The 17,358-nt window shown below is 37.8% G+C and carries 20 protein-coding genes; 3 read left to right on the top strand and 17 right to left on the bottom strand.

The genetic code is table 11. The annotated features are described in order from the left end of the window. Nucleotides 1-383 precede the first annotated feature (383 nt). Both QRN68_RS23205 and QRN68_RS23210 read right to left on the bottom strand, forming a co-directional pair. Nucleotides 384-761 (bottom strand): PH domain-containing protein, encoded by a 378-nt coding sequence (locus tag QRN68_RS23205; protein ID WP_285399516.1) that lies wholly within the window; start codon nucleotides 759-761, stop codon nucleotides 384-386. A 481-nt stretch (nucleotides 762-1,242) separates the two neighbouring features. Beyond that, nucleotides 1,243-2,757: an SH3 domain-containing protein gene (locus QRN68_RS23210; protein ID WP_285399517.1), complete on the bottom strand. Its 1,515-nt coding sequence runs from the start codon at nucleotides 2,755-2,757 to the stop codon at nucleotides 1,243-1,245. 471 nt (nucleotides 2,758-3,228) lie between these two features. Between QRN68_RS23210 and QRN68_RS23215 the strand changes: the two genes are divergently transcribed. Further along, entirely contained in the window at nucleotides 3,229-3,426 is a 198-nt protein-coding gene (locus QRN68_RS23215) for a hypothetical protein (RefSeq protein WP_285399518.1), read from the top strand. 223 nt (nucleotides 3,427-3,649) lie between these two features. On the opposite strand, the gene QRN68_RS23220 is transcribed toward QRN68_RS23215, so the two are convergent. Further along, on the bottom strand, nucleotides 3,650-3,862 hold the full coding sequence (locus QRN68_RS23220; RefSeq protein ID WP_285399519.1) for a hypothetical protein: 213 nt from the start codon (nucleotides 3,860-3,862) through the stop codon (nucleotides 3,650-3,652). 200 nt (nucleotides 3,863-4,062) lie between these two features. Between QRN68_RS23220 and QRN68_RS23225 the strand changes: the two genes are divergently transcribed. Together QRN68_RS23225 and QRN68_RS23230 are read left to right on the top strand one after the other, a co-directional pair. Continuing rightward, nucleotides 4,063-4,326, top strand: a complete 264-nt coding sequence (locus QRN68_RS23225) for a YesK family protein (RefSeq protein WP_285399548.1) — start codon at nucleotides 4,063-4,065, stop codon at nucleotides 4,324-4,326. Between the two features lie 331 nt (nucleotides 4,327-4,657). After that, nucleotides 4,658-5,239, top strand: a complete 582-nt coding sequence (locus QRN68_RS23230; protein ID WP_285399521.1) for a GNAT family N-acetyltransferase — start codon at nucleotides 4,658-4,660, stop codon at nucleotides 5,237-5,239. Nucleotides 5,240-5,988: 749 nt separating this feature from the next. Here the strand turns inward: QRN68_RS23230 and spo0A are convergent. The 14 genes from spo0A to QRN68_RS23300 form a co-directional block, all read right to left on the bottom strand. Then, on the bottom strand, nucleotides 5,989-6,726 hold the full coding sequence (gene spo0A / locus QRN68_RS23235; protein ID WP_285399522.1) for a sporulation transcription factor Spo0A: 738 nt from the start codon (nucleotides 6,724-6,726) through the stop codon (nucleotides 5,989-5,991). A gap of 287 nt (nucleotides 6,727-7,013) precedes the next feature. Continuing rightward, a complete protein-coding gene (locus QRN68_RS23240; protein WP_285399523.1) occupies nucleotides 7,014-7,202 on the bottom strand; it encodes a hypothetical protein in 189 nt (62 codons plus the stop codon). After that, a complete protein-coding gene (locus tag QRN68_RS23245) occupies nucleotides 7,199-8,149 on the bottom strand; it encodes a SpoIVB peptidase S55 domain-containing protein (RefSeq protein WP_285399524.1) in 951 nt (316 codons plus the stop codon). Before QRN68_RS23245 ends, QRN68_RS23240 begins: the two co-directional genes overlap by 4 nt. A 122-nt stretch (nucleotides 8,150-8,271) precedes the next feature. Further along, nucleotides 8,272-9,963: a DNA repair protein RecN gene (recN, locus tag QRN68_RS23250; RefSeq protein ID WP_285399525.1), complete on the bottom strand. Its 1,692-nt coding sequence runs from the start codon at nucleotides 9,961-9,963 to the stop codon at nucleotides 8,272-8,274. Between the two features lie 35 nt (nucleotides 9,964-9,998). Continuing rightward, complete coding sequence (ahrC, locus tag QRN68_RS23255) at nucleotides 9,999-10,448, bottom strand: transcriptional regulator AhrC/ArgR (protein ID WP_285399526.1); 450 nt, start codon at nucleotides 10,446-10,448, stop codon at nucleotides 9,999-10,001. Nucleotides 10,449-10,548: 100 nt separating this feature from the next. Continuing rightward, on the bottom strand, nucleotides 10,549-11,367 hold the full coding sequence (locus QRN68_RS23260; protein WP_285399527.1) for a TlyA family RNA methyltransferase: 819 nt from the start codon (nucleotides 11,365-11,367) through the stop codon (nucleotides 10,549-10,551). Next, entirely contained in the window at nucleotides 11,367-13,268 is a 1,902-nt protein-coding gene (gene dxs, locus QRN68_RS23265; protein WP_285399529.1) for a 1-deoxy-D-xylulose-5-phosphate synthase, read from the bottom strand. Before dxs ends, QRN68_RS23260 begins: the two co-directional genes overlap by 1 nt. A 164-nt stretch (nucleotides 13,269-13,432) precedes the next feature. Next, complete coding sequence (locus tag QRN68_RS23270; RefSeq protein WP_285399531.1) at nucleotides 13,433-14,314, bottom strand: polyprenyl synthetase family protein; 882 nt, start codon at nucleotides 14,312-14,314, stop codon at nucleotides 13,433-13,435. Nucleotides 14,315-14,317: 3 nt separating this feature from the next. Beyond that, complete coding sequence (xseB, locus tag QRN68_RS23275; protein WP_053597070.1) at nucleotides 14,318-14,551, bottom strand: exodeoxyribonuclease VII small subunit; 234 nt, start codon at nucleotides 14,549-14,551, stop codon at nucleotides 14,318-14,320. 2 nt (nucleotides 14,552-14,553) lie between these two features. Beyond that, nucleotides 14,554-15,906 carry an exodeoxyribonuclease VII large subunit gene (xseA, locus tag QRN68_RS23280; protein WP_285399537.1) on the bottom strand — a complete coding sequence of 451 codons (1,353 nt, stop codon included), beginning with the start codon at nucleotides 15,904-15,906 and terminating at the stop codon, nucleotides 14,554-14,556. Nucleotides 15,907-16,260: 354 nt separating this feature from the next. Continuing rightward, nucleotides 16,261-16,470, bottom strand: a complete 210-nt coding sequence (locus tag QRN68_RS23285) for a hypothetical protein (RefSeq protein ID WP_285399539.1) — start codon at nucleotides 16,468-16,470, stop codon at nucleotides 16,261-16,263. 36 nt (nucleotides 16,471-16,506) lie between these two features. Further along, nucleotides 16,507-16,695: a hypothetical protein gene (locus QRN68_RS23290; protein WP_285399542.1), complete on the bottom strand. Its 189-nt coding sequence runs from the start codon at nucleotides 16,693-16,695 to the stop codon at nucleotides 16,507-16,509. Next, nucleotides 16,692-16,943: a hypothetical protein gene (locus QRN68_RS23295; RefSeq protein WP_285399544.1), complete on the bottom strand. Its 252-nt coding sequence runs from the start codon at nucleotides 16,941-16,943 to the stop codon at nucleotides 16,692-16,694. The genes QRN68_RS23290 and QRN68_RS23295 overlap by 4 nt, the downstream gene beginning before the upstream one ends. 55 nt (nucleotides 16,944-16,998) lie before the next feature. Next, nucleotides 16,999-17,358: hypothetical protein (locus tag QRN68_RS23300; protein ID WP_285399546.1), on the bottom strand; the 360-nt coding region annotated here is incomplete at its 5' end.

Raw genomic sequence — 17,358 nt, forward strand, 5'->3', positions numbered from 1 at the left:
GAGTAGCCCTACGCTACAATCAGTTAAAATGGAAATATATTGGCAAAGTGGTAACAAAAAAATCCTTTTACCTCTCAATAATAAACCTATTTTTTTCCTAATCAACACGCTTGACGGATTATTAATTCCTATGTATTAAAAATTGGAGAGCCTGATAAGTACCAATATTTAGCCAAATAAAGGGGGTTTCTCCATGCTACTGATTATTAGTCTTCACCAACCGGGGCTTTTACGGGCAGTTCATCTCCCTTTTTACTTTCGCTGCAGGTAGAAGTCTTGTTCCTAACAGCTCGCTTTCCGTAACAGATATATTATTGCCCATTAATACGAAACAAAAACGATCAACAGCTTATATGTAAACTGTTGACCGCTATTATCTATAACTAGCCTAATACATATTCTGCCAATACACTTTGAACTTTATAGATGTTAGTCGATTTATTAAAGTTTTTCTGTATTGGTAACTGACTACTTGAAACCCAAATTTTTAATTCAGCATCTAAATCAAATGTTCCCGCAGTTTCAACTGAAAAATGAAGAATATTCTTATATGGAATTGAATGATATTCCGTTTTCTTGCCAGTTACTCCTTGTTTATCGATTAAGATAAGTCTTTTATCCGTAAAAACAAAGATATCCCTTATAATTTTATATGCATTCTTAATAGTTTCATTGGGTATTAATAAATCTTTAACTTCTTCCTGTAATTTTTCAAAATTTACTTCGCTTGCATTACCAATTAATCCATCAAATAACCCCATTCCATCCCCCCAATTTTTCATCCTTTATTATATATATACGACTATTTTTTTCTACAAATTCAACAATTAAATAAAAAAAATACGCCCCCTCAAACAGTCGGCATAAAACTGTCTAAAAAGGCGTTACATAATAGTAGTAGTATAAGTGCAATAATTATTAAGTTTAACGATCATTCTAAGTTAATCTGACTTTCATAAATTCATTTAAATCAACGTTTAGCTCGCCTTCATGGATGGCTAACGGGGGCTTTCCTTCAATAAGAAAAGGACTTGTGTTTATGATTGAATCTCATATATGCAAGTCCTTTTGTTATGCTTTCTCAATCACTCCAGTAGCTTAACACAAGACTTTGTAGCTCCCAAGCAATCTGTGTCAATGAATTTAGTTATGAAAGGTTCGAGGAGTGTCAAGAAAGGATTTATTAAACATAAAAAAGAAAAGATGACTTTTATAGTCACCTTTTCAGTTGTAAGTAGCAATTTAGTTATTGAATATTTGTTCGTAACGGTGGAAGAATGCCACTGTGTGCGCTCTTGCTAGAGAATCATTTGGTTTAAACTCTTCATTTGTTTTAGTAGTTGTTAAACCATTATCACGAAGGAATTTAATAGCTTCTGACTGAGATACAGTCTTACCATAATGCATTGAAGCTAAGATACGAGCGAAGTTACCCCGTGTGATATCCTTACCTGCAATGGCTTGTTTGGATGCTGTGTTTGCACCTAGAACTGGTAGAGAGTATTTTGTAGCCAGTTGGTAGTTTACGTCTCCATACCATGAAGTATTAGCTATCGTTGAAGCTAGTTCATCAGGTTTGAAGTATCTAAATAATATAGACAGCATTTGGTTTTCTGTTAAGTTTGTGTATGGTTTCAGCAAGTTTTCGTATTTACCTGTTGCAGGGTTTTTCACGTTTGGGTATCCACTGATGATACCGATGTTGACTGCCCACTTAAAATCCTCAGCCCAGTATTGGTTTGCATTGTAATCAGCAAACTTTGATACATCAACGTTTCCCGTTGTTGGCGGTGTTACTGGAGGTGTTGGCGTTGGTGTTGAAGCTGAGTAGTTTAAATAACTTGATGCTACATACCCCTCTGTCCCGTCACTTCTTTTCACAGGATACCAAACAAAATGGTTTTTCTTCGTTGATACTGCTTCATATTCAAAAGGACCCGTAATGGTAACAATTTCGCCTTTACGTAAAGTACCCATAGAAGGACTATCCTTAGTAGGTCTTGTCCTAACTGTTACATTAGTTGTTGCACTAACTTTTTGAGTTGTTTTAAAAAAATATTTTGATTTTGTTAATGGTAAATCAAAATCATAGTTCATCGCTGAAAATTTAATATTTTCCCTGCTGTTAGAGTCATATTGAAAATGTTCGTGTGTAAAAGGCAGCTCTGTTAAGTCTATTAATTCCAAATTCTCAATAATTCTGAGAATTCTTTCTTGATAGGCTTTTGCATTTCTTTCACCAGTTGCTTGGACAAATGGACTATTTACTGGCTTAGTACCGTTATAAGCCATGATAGCGAAGTACCAATGTTCCAATATATCTCTTTCCCCACCGTTGATGCTAGGCAAATCCTTCCGCTTAAACATATCATCTAGAGTCTTTACACCAGCTTGAATATTATAGACAATATCGCTTTTTAGTCTATCTTGATTGTAGCCAGCTTGATTTGTAAGTTGCATAATGCCAATTCCATTATCAGCTGTCACAATCGCTTCCCCATTAATATCGAAATGACGCCAATTTCCACTTTCACCTTCCGCTATTGCCTTCACAATTTCAGGAGGAACATTATAACTCAGTGCTGTTTCGGTTAACAAACAGTTCATTGTGGAATTGTCAGGATTGACCTTCGATGCCGCATCATATTTACATGTATTTGCAATATCATTAGCTAATACATTTTTATCTATATTTATAGTTAGAGAGAGGGCACCTACGACAATAACACTAATCAATGGTTTAAATATCTTTTTCATATCTGATTATTACACTTCCTTTCATATTTTCCAAAGTTAAAAGATTCAGATATATGTTATCATAAACCCAATATTTGAGATAGGGGTAATAGTAAATTTTTCCTCCATTTAACATTTTTGAGCGATAAATGATAGCTCCAACATATATTGTTTAATTTTAATTCGGTGAAAAGTTTGTAAATAGTGATTGTTGGATTTTTACTTTTTTGTGAAATAGGTAAGCTTCCTAAAGTCCATTGAAACAAGCCCAAGCAAAATCTATCAACTCTTACAAGCTCGTTAAATGGCTCTGTAAGCTTGCTATTGTTGTTGTAATCTAACTCAAACTTAAAATGGTTTAGACCTAATCGTCTCGCTATGAGTGACGCTCAAACGATTAAGTTGCACAAATCCTACTAATATCAAAAATCCATTAATGCTATCACTTGCTTCTTCATTTACAATTACATGTAAAGAAGGTGGAAATAGAGAATGGATTTTTTTATAGATAATTCAGTTATAAATAACATGGCAATTCAATTAGCTCTTATTCTAATAATCATGCTTGTAGCAGGTGTTGCTATAGGGACGGTTTTGAAAATTATTAAAGCCCCACAGTGGGTTTTCAAACCTTTTATTACATTAGCTATCCTAATTGGAATGTACTTTGCGTTCAATGTCATAACTTAACTTCACAAACCATCAAACGAATGGTCAGCATGGCTTTCATGATGTTCCATTAAGGCGGTCAAATCTTTTATGGCATTGTGAAAGCCTCATGTGCTGAACTTGCGTATGTGTGGCTTGGCTCTATCTGCTGTCATCCAAGTTCTGAACAGTACTCTTAGGCGAATCGAGAAATGAACATATGAATAGTTAGTCACTCGATTACGCTGTGCGCTGTTCAATCTCCTTAGAAGTAAGCAATTCTACAAACTTCTTCAGGAATATGTTTATACAAACAATTGTCCTCAGCTACGAAAATATCATACGAATGGTAATCATGTTCAAACGAACCGCCAAAGTCTGCAATTTCAACTATTCCAACCAGTTCATTGCCATTGAATGTGAATAGGACTTTTTCGCCCAAATTAAATTTCATTGGGAGTAAATTCTTTTTCGACATATTAATCACTCCTCCTTATTAAAAACTTCAACAACCTGAGCGAATTTCATTACTTTCACACCGTTAGCTTAAAGTCCTTTTTGTTTCTTCGAATGTTAAATGTGGTACACTTTAACAAACAACTGATTGTTCAGTTATTCAATTAACGATGCAAATAATAAGACAAAGTGATTAAGGAGTTGAAAAAATTGAATGCATTTATGCTAGATGGATGGACACCCATATTACTTCTGGGGGCTATATTTCTTGTTGGGATTTACTTCATATCTCGTAAGGTATCACGAAAAACCTTATATACAGTTTCGTTAGTATTTAGCTTCATTTGTTTCGGCTTAGTCTTATACAGTATTTTTGTTGTTGGTGGATGGGAAGGTATGGGACTGGGATTCGTTGCGATTAGCGTCCTATTAGGAACATGGATAGGTACTATAATTGGAATTTCTAGTAAAAAAATAAATGTGTAATTTATACCACAATCGGATGCTTTGGTTTTAATAAGAACAGGACTTGCGTTTATGATTAAATCCCATATACGCAAGTCCTTTTGCATGCTTCCTCAATCGCTCCCGTAGCTTCATAGATTGCGTGACAGCAACGATTACACAACCTGTGTGAATGATTTCCCCGCTTCACTCTCAACGCTCACAGGTGTTATAGTCGCTTTTAACACTTCTCTAAGATTTCGCATTTACCATTTATCTACCAACTTAACCTTCAATATGTTATGATTTCTTTATAGATAGAATTTTCAGTCACTTAGGAAACGTGCAGATTTAAATGGAGGTAAGTTGTAAAGTGTTAATTAGAAACTATAAAAATGAAGATGAGCAAGGTTGGTTACGCTGTAGAGTTCTTGCTTTTCTAAATACGGCTTATTATGACAATGTGCTAAATAAAAAAGAAGTCTATGAACACCCTTCCATTGAGTTAGTAGCTGAAATAGATGGAATAATTGTTGGTTTAATTGATGTTGAATACGAAGTAGAAGAAGGTACAGTTTGTTCAAGAGGAAATGGTTTAGGTGGTATGATTTGGCATATAGCTGTACATCCCGATTATGCACGAAAAGGTATAGGTGAAAATTTATTAAAAGTTGCTGAAAAACGAGCGATTGAAATAAGTCTAAATCGCTTTGAAGCATGGACTCGTGATGATAATTGGGTACAAAAATGGTATAAAAAAATGGAGTTCAATCAAGTCGAATCATATTATCATCTTTATTTTGAAGGAAATGAAATGAATAATAGAATCTCAACGAAAGTTTCAAATTTATTTCCTGTTTCGACATTCGCTCATTATGTTGGCAATGATATTGAACAATTCAATGATATCACCCGCAAACATCAGTGTGTCTGTTATGAAAAATATTTCAAATAATCGATATAAGAGGGACTATTTTAACATCTCATAATCTATAACATTTTTAATACATTCATCAAGATAGGACTTGTGCGTATGAGGACAACTCAATACATACAAGTCCTTTTGCTATGCTCCCTTTAACCTCTCTAAAGCTTCACACTTAGCTATATAGCTCCATTTAGACAACCTGTGTAAATATGCTTCCTCTGCTTCAATATCAGCACTCACAGGCTCGTTTTTCTTCTTGAAAAGATTTATAAAAAAACTATATTTAAAGGTCAATCCAAACAAGGCCTATCATCTTGAAAAGATGCTAATTATCACTTGTAATACAAACCAAACAAAAACCCTGAAGCAAAGCATCCAGAATAAAAATCATTTATTTCTTACACGCCCATCGCTGCGCTAATGGCTCTCCAGAAAATAAATAAAGGTGTTTTACAATTAAATTTGGCTAAATATATTTATGCAGGTGTTACCTTGCAAAACTATGACAGATGGGTTAATGAAACTAATGGCTATATAAAGGAAAGTTAAAAATCAACTTAATCATAAAAAACAATCAAGCATAAAACGGTCTATTTCAATATCGAAATCAGTCATAAAAAAAAACACCTCCATGAACGGGATTTTCCCCCTAAATGAATGTGTTTCATAGTTTAATTCAATTAATTAACATTAGTTATATGAATGCTGTAGTTAGTCGGTATAAATTCTATGAATTCTCTCTAAATAAGTCCTGTAATCCCTTGTGGCTCTAACGTTTAACTAGCCATCATGTCGATGCGAATCTTGTCTGCAATCATAGCGATAAATTCACTATTTGTCGGCTTCGACTTTAAATGATGTACTGTATAACCAAACATCGACGAAATCGATTCATAATTGCCACGATTCCATGCGACCTCAATGGCATGACGAATCGCGCGTTCAACTCGTGATGGAGTTGTATTGAATTTTTTAGCGATTTCTGGATATAAAATTTTCGTCACAGAGCCTAATAACTCGATATCTTCGAAGACCATCTGAATAGCCTCTCTTAGATAAGAGTATCCTTTAATATGTGCAGGAACGCCGATTTCCTTAATAATGGCTGTGATCGTACTATCTAATTGATGTTGATTTAATTTTTGAGGTGCTGCCGGTTGTAAAACACTTGTCTTTTTAGGCAGTGTTGCCTTCTGTCCTGCGCAGTTTAAAATCTTTTGAACCAATTGATCAAATTCAAATGGCTTAAGCATAAAATAGGACGCACCTAAATCTACTGCCTGTTTCATGACGTCTTCTTGACCAAAAGCAGTTAACATTATCACTTGAATGGATGACATTTGCTCATTTTGATACATCGACTCTAAAACAGCTAACCCATCAAGATGCGGCATAATTATATCTAGAAGTAAAATATCTGGCGTAAATTCCTCCAGCATTTGTAAACAAACTTTCCCATTTGAAGCAGTTGCAATTATTTCAATTTCAGGATGCCCTTGAAAATACTGCTCCATCGTTTTTTATAGCTCACGATTATCATCAGCAATCGCTACTTTTACCTTTGTCATTTCAATTCCTCCTTCTGAACTATGCTTTGAATCCCCAAAGCGTTACACTACCCCTTATGCGTTTTTTAGCACACTGTGGAATTTTCGACATTTTTGTTTCAAAAACCTTTTCTATTTCCAAAAATGAGTATGTAGTCCGATACTTTCTTTTTTTATCGACAATTTATGATAAATTACCAGCAGATTATCAAAATGCTTATACTAATTATTTTAGTGAAAAAATTGAGATATAACTACAGTTTTCTTAAAGAATCGCTAATCCCTTCATAAATAAACGAAATACTTGGAGAAAGAGCAAGATAATCTATTTTCTCACCACCTTCTGAGATGGGCTTCTTCTGAGGCTGACGCTCCAAAAACCGTTTGAGGAATAGCACTTCCATGAAAGAATGGAGCCACCATAGGTAGCTCCATTCTTTCATGATGATGATTTTTTTAACATTTCCGCTACTGTTATGGCTGCTCCTTTTTTAGGCTCCTCCACAAACATATGTGTAACTGCACCTACAAAACGACCGTCTTGAATGATAGGACTGCCACTCATTCCCTGCAAAATACCACCTGTTTTTTTAATGAGCTTTTCGTCAGATACTATAAATTCAAGGCGTTCATTTTCGACCTTTGTAATTTCAATCGAAAAAGTTTCCACCTTGCTGCCCTCTATCGCAGTGTAGATTTCGGCTTTTCCTGTTTTTATATCCTTTTCATGCATAATTTCAATTGCTTTAGGTAATCTTTGTTGATAACCCTCTTCCCAACGACCGAAAATTCCATAAACTGTATTTTTATCTATACTCCCTAATCGTTCCTGATGTTTTTCAATGGAGGATATTTTATAGCCCGGTTGGCCAGGTATGCTTTTACGAATTTGTTGAATCGAAGCTAAAAAAATGGAGCCAGCATGGAAAACAGGGGCTTCTTGTAAGGTAGAATCAACGATTTGATGGCCTAATGCACCGTAATTTTTTGTCTCTGGATCAATGTATGTCAATGTTCCTACTCCATCTGTTTCATCTTTTAAAAATGAAATAACATGTTCAGCTTCTTGCTCCTGTAACTCCAGCGTTATTTCTTTTCCTTCACTTTTTATCGTCCATTTCTGTTGTTCCTGCTTAGCAATAGCCTTTTTGGCATCCGCAAGCGTTTTTACAGAAATATCATTTATTTTTTCAATAACAGCGCCTCCTTTCATCCATTGATTGGAAGCTAATAGCACATCATGCGCTACGAAAACATGTGATAACTGAAGTTGAATTCCTATTGCTTCGCCCATCGGAATAAGCTTTTTTGCGGCAAAAGCCTTTACGGGCATAAACAATAAAACGATGAGCATAGGCAAAATGACAAATTGACGCCAACGACGATACATACGACACCTCCTTTTTATTTTTGTCTTTTTACTATGTGTTGTTGTGGCATTCTTATAAGCGGTAAATATTTGTGCAAAAAGAAAAAAACCAAAAACAACGGAGCTGTTTCTGGTTTTCATTGTTATCTCATTTGTTTTTTTCGTTCATCCGCCATTTTTAAGAGCTCTGTAGCATGCTGCAATGTTAAATCTGTAATTTCTGCTCCTGACATCATGCGACTCACTTCTTCAATACGAGCATTTGTATCAATTTCCAGCAATGACGTAAATGTTCGATCATGCTCGACTTCTTTTTTAATAAAATAATGATGATCGGCCATTGCAGCCACTTGTGGTAAATGCGAAATACACAAAACTTGAGAGTTAATGGATATAGCTGCAATTTTTTCTGCGATTGCTTGCGCTACACGACCGCTTACACCTGTATCCACCTCATCAAAAATAATAGATGTTATGCCATTAGAGGAAGAGAAAATCGTCTTTAGTGCAAGCATCATACGCGATAATTCTCCACCAGAAGCAATTTTTGGTAAAGATTTTGGTGGCTCCCCTACATTCGTAGAAATATAGAAAATTACTTGGTCTTTACCATTCGCATCAAAATAAGGCAATTCATCAAAATTAACAATAAATTTTGCTTTTTCCATATGTAATTCACGTAGTTCAGCCATAATAGCCTCACTTAAATTATGTGCAGCAGCTTTTCGTACAGTCGAAAGTTCTGCAGCAAGCTCATTTAGTACCGCTTCCATTTTCAGTACTTTTTGCTCTTTTACTTGCAAAATTTCATCGCGATTTAAGAGCTCATTTAGCTCTGTTTTAATTTTATCGTAATACGCTAATATCTCTTCGATTGTTGAGCCATATTTGCGCTTCAAATTTTGTAATAAGGCTAAACGTTGCTCCACCTCATTTAAACGAGCAGGATCAAATTCTAATTCGTCTAACACATTTTTGACCTGGTAAGCTGCATCCTGTAACGCATAAAATGCAGTGGTGACAGATTCCGAAGCCTCTTTAAATTGCTCGTCAACGGTCGCAGCATCCTCTAAGGCACCCATTGCATTGCCAATCCAGTCAAGGCCTTTTGATTCACCTTGAATAGCTTCATATGCTGCACTGGAACGTTCGAAAATCTTATTAAAATTCATAAGACGGCGACGTTCATCAAGAAGCTCATCTTCCTCGCCAAGCTTTAATTTGGCATCTTCTAGCTCTTTCATTTGGAATTGGTACAAATCAATACGCTGCGCCATTAACTGTTCATCAATCGAAATCGAAGCTAATTCTTTTTTAAGCGAACGATATTCATCATACTGGGAACTGTACAAATCTTGAATTGATGTAAGTTGTTCCTCAGCAAAGTGGTCAAGCAGATGGATATGCTGTTTCTCATCCATAAGTTCTTGATTTTCATGCTGTCCATGAATATCGATGAGGCTAGCCCCAATATCACGAAGTACAGACAATGGCACAAGTTTACCGTTTACTCGACAAATACTTTTTCCAGAATCATTTAAATCACGACGTAAAATAATGGTATCTTCTTCAATTTCAATGCCTGCCTCTTCAAGTTTCTTATGAACAGGATGCCCAGAACTTGAAATTTGAAATAAACCACCTAATTCAGCCTTTTTAGCTCCATGACGAATAAATTCAGAATTCCCTCGGCCGCCAGCAAGTAAATGCACTGCATCAATAATAATTGATTTTCCTGCACCTGTTTCACCTGTTAAAACAGTTAAACCACCTGAAAAGCTAACTGTTAAATCCTCAATGATGGCAAAGTTTCGAATACTAAGCTCTCTTAACACAAAATGTCACCTCTGTATCAAATTACATTGCTATTTTATAGCATTTCTAATAAGCGATTTTTTGTATTTTCACGCTCATTTTCGTCTCGACAAATAATTAAAATTGTATCGTCTCCAGAAATAGTACCTAATATTTCAGGCCAATCTAAATGGTCAAGCAGTGATGCAATAGCATTGGCATTACCAGGAAGAGCCTTCATTACTAAAAAGTGAGATGCACCATCAATGCTGACAAAAGCATCAGCCAATGCACGATGTAATTTTTGTACAGGATTGAAACGTTGATCTGCCGGTAAACTATATTTATAGCGTCCATCTTGTAATGGCACTTTCACAAGATGAAGTTCTTTTATATCTCGCGATACTGTTGCTTGTGTCACATTATAGCCTGCATCTTTTAAAAAATCGACTAAATCATCTTGTGTTTCAATTTCATGATTGGCAATAATATCCCGAATTCGTATATGTCTTTGTCCTTTATTCATGTTGGTCACCTCTTATAAATAGTTAGTTATTTGTATATTTACACTACCATTTTAAACAGAAAAGCACAAGAAAAAACACGGCTCTGTAGACGAGCACGTGTTATTTTAGTGCACTATGCGCTTCTTCAACGAGTGCATTAAAAGCTGTATATGCAGGAATTTCTTCATGATCAAGAGGATTCACTAAATGGAATAAAAATTCAATATTCCCCTCGCCTCCTGTAATTGGAGAAAACGAAGCATCCTTCACGACAAAGCCAACCCCTGTCGCCATTGCAGCTGTCTTTTCTAAAACTTCTAAATGTACTTTTTTATCGCGAACAATGCCTTTTTTACCGACATTCTCTTTCCCAGCTTCAAACTGAGGCTTCACTAGTGCCATTACATTGCCACCTGGCATTAACAGTGTTTTTAAGACAGGTAAAATAAGCGATAATGAAATAAAGCTGACATCAATTGTTGCAAAGTCTGGTAAGCCCTCTGTTAAATCTGCCGCTACTGTATAACGGAAATTTGTTTTTTCCATGACAGTTACACGATCATCAGAGCGAATTTTCCAAGCTAGTTGGTTGGAGCCAACATCTAATGCATAGCAGTGTCTTGCGCCATGCTGTAAGGCGCAGTCTGTAAAACCGCCTGTAGAGGAGCCGATATCAAGCATCAGCTTCCCTTCTACAGACATATCAAAAATTTGTAGTGCTTTTTCTAGCTTTAAGCCACCACGACTAACATATTTTATATCAGAGCCTTTTACTTGCAGTGGTGCATCTATTGCTATTTTCTCCCCCGCCTTATCGATGCGAGTTTCATTAGAAAATACAAGCCCTGCCATAATAGAGCGCTTTGCTTTTTCACGCGTTTCACATAGCCCACGCTCTACAAGTAAAATGTCTACACGTTCTTTTGGATGTTTTGTCATTATTTATTCAAACCTACTTGCTGTTTTTGTTGAAGTAACACATGCATACGTGCCACTGTATCCTCAGCCGTCATATGAATTTCAGCGAGTAGCTGATCTACATTTCCATGCTCGATAAATTGATCTGGGATACCCATACGATCAATCAGTGCACTTAAATAGCCATGATCATGCGCAAACTCTAATACCCCGCTACCAAAGCCACCTTGAAGAACTGCCTCTTCAATCGTCAATATTGGTTTACGGCTTGATAATATACGGTGAAGCATATCCTTATCCATTGGTTTAATGAAACGAGCATTGACTACTTCTATCTCTACGCCTTGCTGTGCTAGAGTGTTAGCTGCTTCCATTGCCATTGGAATCGTTGTACCAAAAGTTAAAATCGTTGCATCCTTACCTTCACGTAACACTTCCCAGCTACCAATCGGTAAAGTTTTTAGCTCAGCATCTAATGGAACGCCTAACCCATTACCTCGTGGATAACGCAACGCAATTGGACCGCCATCATATTCAATAGCTGTTTTTACCATATGCTGACCTTCATTTTCATCCTTTGGCATCATAATTGTCATATTTGGCATATGACGAAGGAAAGCAATATCAAATACACCTTGATGTGTTTCTCCGTCTGCGCCAACTAAGCCGGCACGGTCAATCCCAATAAAAACATTCAGATTTGGACGCGCGATATCATGTAGTACTTGGTCATAAGCACGTTGTAGGAACGTTGAATAAATGGCTAAAAATGGCTTCATTTTTTGTGTTGCTAGACCTGCCGCCATCGTTGCTGCATGTTGTTCAGCAATCCCTACATCAAAGAAACGTTCTGGGAAATCCTTTTGAATTCCTTGTAATTTCGAGCCCACTGGCATTGCAGGAGTTATTGTGACTACTCGTTTATCCTCATGGGCCATTTTGCGGACAGTCTCAGCAATCAAACTACTCCATGCTGGACCTTTCACCTCTGACTTTACAAAGGCACCGTTTTCAATTTTATAAGGGCCAGTCCCATGCCAATTACCAATTGTATCATCTTCAGCAGGTTTATAGCCTTTGCCTTTTTTCGTAATAACATGAACGAGTACTGGTCCTTTTACTTTTTTAGCTTGTAATAATGAAGCCTCAAGAGCATCGAAATCATGTCCGTCAATCGGTCCTAGATATTTAAAGCCTAGCTCCTCAAAGAACACACCTGATACTACTAAATATTTTAGGCTATCTTTTAAGCGCTCAGCAGTTGAAGCAAGCTTACCACCTAGCAAAGGAATCTTATTAATAAGGGATTCCAGTTCTTCTTTTGCTTTTGAATATTCCTTAGCTGTACGAAGACGTCCTAGTACACTGTGTAACGCTCCGACGTTTGGAGCGATTGACATTTCATTATCATTTAAAATGACAATCATATTTGTTTTGGCATGGCCAATATGGTTTAATGCCTCAAGTGCCATACCGCCAGTTAACGCCCCATCTCCAATAATTGGTATCACAAAATTCTTTTCATTTTTAATATCACGTGCTGCAGCCATACCCATGGCTCCTGACAAAGATGTCGAGCTATGACCTGTTTCCCACTCATCATGTTCACTCTCCACAAGCTTTGGAAAACCACAAAGCCCATTAAACTGACGTAATGTGTCAAATTGACTCGCACGACCTGTCAAAATTTTATGCACGTAAGCTTGGTGGCCAACATCCCATAAAAACTTATCTTTAGGACTGTCAAACATTTTATGAAGCATAATCGTTAGCTCCACAACACCTAGGTTCGGCCCGATATGACCACCTGTGACAGAACATTGTTCGATTAAGAAGGTACGAATGTCTTGTGCAAGTTGCTCAAGCCCCTTCTTATCTAAGTTTTTTAAAAAGGCTGGACTAGATATTTTATTTAAATCCACCTTTCTCACACACCTTTTCAATAAATTATTCACCGTAATTGTGTTTCCACCATTATAACAGTGTTATCAATATGCTAAAAGTACGAACACTTTACTGTTTGCACATCGGCAAACGTCCTCACCTATTCTAGCATATTCTTTACCTTTAACGCCTTGATTTTCTCTTAGTTTTTACGATGAACAATATAGGCAGCAAACTCACGTAATAAGCTGACATCTACTGGCAATTTCTCTAGTGCGTTAATGGCATGCTGATAATGCTCAGCAAGCTTTTCTTTTGCCCCATCTAAAGATAACAGGGCTGGGTATGTACTTTTATCACTTGCTACATCCTTACCTGCCGTTTTACCTAGTTCTTCTGTAGTTCCCTCAATATCTAAAATATCGTCTTGAATTTGGAAGGCAAGACCGATATGATGCGCATATTCCGTTAAAATTGTGCGCTCTTCTTGATTTACATCAGCTAATACAGCTCCAGCTTCAATACTAAATCTTAATAAAGCGCCCGTTTTATTGACATGGACATGCTCAAGCTCAGGCAAGTTTAGCTGACGCTTTTCACCTTCCATATCGAGTACTTGACCACCAACCATACCTTCTGCACCGGCTGCTTCGCTTAAAAGGTTGACAAGCTCAATACGTTTCTCAGCTGACAGATCCATGCGTGCTAAAATGCCAAACGCAAGTGTATTCAATGCATCACCTGCAAGTGTCGCTAATGCTTCTCCATATACTTTATGATTTGTCGGCTTACCTCTACGGAAATCATCATTATCCATGCTTGGTAGATCATCATGGATTAACGAATACGTATGAATCATTTCAATGACTGATCCTACCGTTAACCCTTCCTTCAAATTTTTCTTATATGGCTCAAGTACGGCCAATACGAAAAGAGGACGAATACGTTTTCCTCCAGCTTTTAATGAATACAGCATCGACTCTTTTAAATCAGCTGGTGCATCAATTTTTTCAACAAGTGCAAACATTTCAGCTTCAACTTGTGGTATGTTGCTTTCAATAAAATGTTTTAATTGCTCGTTCATTTCTTAGTTCTCTCCCTTTAGTGGATCAAATGCTGTCGTCTCACCTGTCTCTTGGACAATAGAAATTAACTGCTCCTCAGCATGCTGTAGCTTGCTATGGCAAAATTGTGATAGCTCCATTCCTTGTTTATATAAATCAATCGCATTTTCCAATGGCACATCACCTTGCTCTAACTGGCGGACAATTTCCTCAAGTGCCGTCATGGCTTCTGCGAATGTTTGTTGTTTCTCTGCCACAATTATTCCCCCTCATTATTTGGCAAAATCTTTACCACATCAGCAATAACCTTTCCATCATGGAAGGAAAGTGTTAATTGATCATCCGGCTTTACATCAGCGGATGATTTTAACATTTGATGATCTTTATAAGCTACCGTAAAGCCCCTTGTTAAAATGGCAAGTGGATTCAATGCTTCTAAAGTTCTGACAGTTGCTTCAAATTGTTGTTTTTGTTTCGTCACATAATGTGTTGAAGCACGTGTTAATTGTTGGATGCGTGTTTCTAGCTCCCGTTGATAGAAAGTTAGTGCCTTTTTCGGTGAATGTTGCTCCACCGCACTATGTAATTGTTGGAGCTTTGCGGTTTTCTTCATCAAATCGACCTGCATCGCTTTTTGTAATCCCGACTCAAGCTGTGCTAGCTTTTCCGTAAATGGACGATATAGACGTTCTGGCATCGACAACGGATAAGACTGTTGGAGTTTATTTAGACGCTGCCGTTCTGATATAAGTTGCGCCCTAACTATTTGATGGAGCTGCGATTTTTGTGTCAGTACACGCTGAAATAAATCCTGTTGATCAGGTACAGCCATTTCAGCTGCTGCCGTTGGTGTCGGCGCGCGCAAATCAGCTACATAATCCGCTATAGTCGTATCGGTTTCATGACCTACTGCACTAATAATGGGGATGCGACTTCCAAAAATCGCTCGTGCGACCATTTCCTCGTTAAAAGCCCATAAATCTTCTATCGATCCACCGCCTCGCCCAACGATCAGAACATCACAATTAGCATCAATATTTGCTCGTTCAATATTGTGAACGATATTTGGCGCAGCTTGTGCTCCCTGTACAAGTGTTGGATAAATGAATACTTCAGCTAGTGGATATCGACGCTTTAACGTTGTACAAATATCTCGAATGGCTGCTCCTGTTGTTGATGTTAACACGCCAATTTTTTCAGGAAACCTAGGAATCGGTTGTTTCCATTCTGGTTTAAAAAGCCCTTCTTTTTGTAACTGCTCTTTCAGCTGGTTAAAGGCAACGAACAAGCTACCAATTCCATCTGGTTGCATTTCCTGTACATATAACTGATATGTACCATAGCCTTCGTAAACGTTTACATCTCCACGGATAAAAACTTGCATACCTTCCTTCGGTTCAAACGCTAATTTCGTAGCTGCCGTTTTAAACATTGTAGCCGCAATTCGCGCTCCATCATCCTTTAAAGTAAAGTAGATATGCCCTGATTGATGAATCTTGACATTCGAAAGTTCTCCCTTTACGTAGACTTCACGTAAATGCGGATCAGCATCAAATTTTCGTTTAATATATTTCGTTAATGCTTTTACAGTTAAATAAGAAGCAGATGACATTTTTACGGCTCCTTTACTAAAATCAAGTTTTTCACAAAACTACAACTATCATAACATTTTTTATTGCGCCTGACGTGCCAAAATGCAGTTTCGCTAGAAAAAACGACTGTCTTTCATCCTATTGAAAACATTACTATAACATATCTATTGAATCGTGACCCGATTAAAACTTCTTTCAGTGGATATGACTGCTTATGGAAATGTGTTAAATTTACAAATTTTAGTGTTTTGTTGAAATATAGAAAGAATTTAAGGTGTCCTATTAAATAAAGTATGGTTCTTTGACAAAATGAGGGGTTGATTTCCGTTACGACTGGATGCAGCTGAAAGTACCTCCGAAATGATGGATTGACTTCAGGGCGACGGATTGTACCTCCAAAATGACGGATTGACTTCAGGGCGACGGATTGAATCGACAGAACGACGGATTGTTCTGCCTGAGCAACGGATTGGACCTCCGAAATGACGGATTGACTTCAGGGCGACGGATTGTTCTGTCAAAGTGACGGATTGAATCGACAGAACGACGGATGGATCTGCCTGAGTGACGGATTGGACCTCCAAAATGACGGATTGACTCCAGGGCGACGGATTGATCTTTCAAAGTGACGGATTGAAACGGCTGAACGACGGATTGTTCCTCCGAAATGACGGATTGACTTCAGGGCGACGGATTGACCTGTCAAAGTGACGGATTGAATCGACAGAACGACGGATTGATCTGCCTGAGCGACGGATTGGACCTCCAAAATGACGGATTGACTTCAGGGCGACGGATTGATCTTTCAAAGTGACGGATAGGACCGACAGATCGACGGATTGTTCTGCCTGAGCGACGGATTGTACCTCCAAAATGACGGATTGACTTCAGGGCGAGGGATTGTTCTGTCAAAGTGACGGATGGAAACGACAGAACGACGGATTGCTCTGCCTAAGCGACGGATTGGAGCTCCGAAATGACGGATTGACTTCAGGGCGACGGATTGAATCGACAGAACGACGGATTGTTCTGCCTGAGCGACGGATAATACCTCCAAAATGACGGATTGACTTCAGGGCGACGGATTATTCCTCCAAAATGACGGATTGACTTCAGGGCGACGGATTATTCCTCCAAAATGACGGATTGACTTCAGGGCGACGGATTGATCTTTCAAAGTGACGGATAGGACCGACAGATCGACGGATTGTTCTGCCTGAGCGACGGATTGTACCTCCAAAATGACGGATTGACTTCAGGGTGACGGATTCATCTTTCAAAGTGACGGATAGGACCGACAGATCGACGGATTGTTCTGCCTGAACGACGGAATTGTACCTCCAAAATGACGGATAGACGTCAGGACGACGGATTGAAACGGCAGAGCGACGGATTGTTCTGCCTGGGCGACGGATAATACCTCCAAAATGACGGATTGACTTCAGGGTGACGGATTCATCTTTCAAAGTGAC

Source organism: Lysinibacillus sp. fls2-241-R2A-57 (assembly GCF_030209535.1).
In the GTDB taxonomy this organism is placed as follows: domain Bacteria; phylum Bacillota; class Bacilli; order Bacillales_A; family Planococcaceae; genus Lysinibacillus.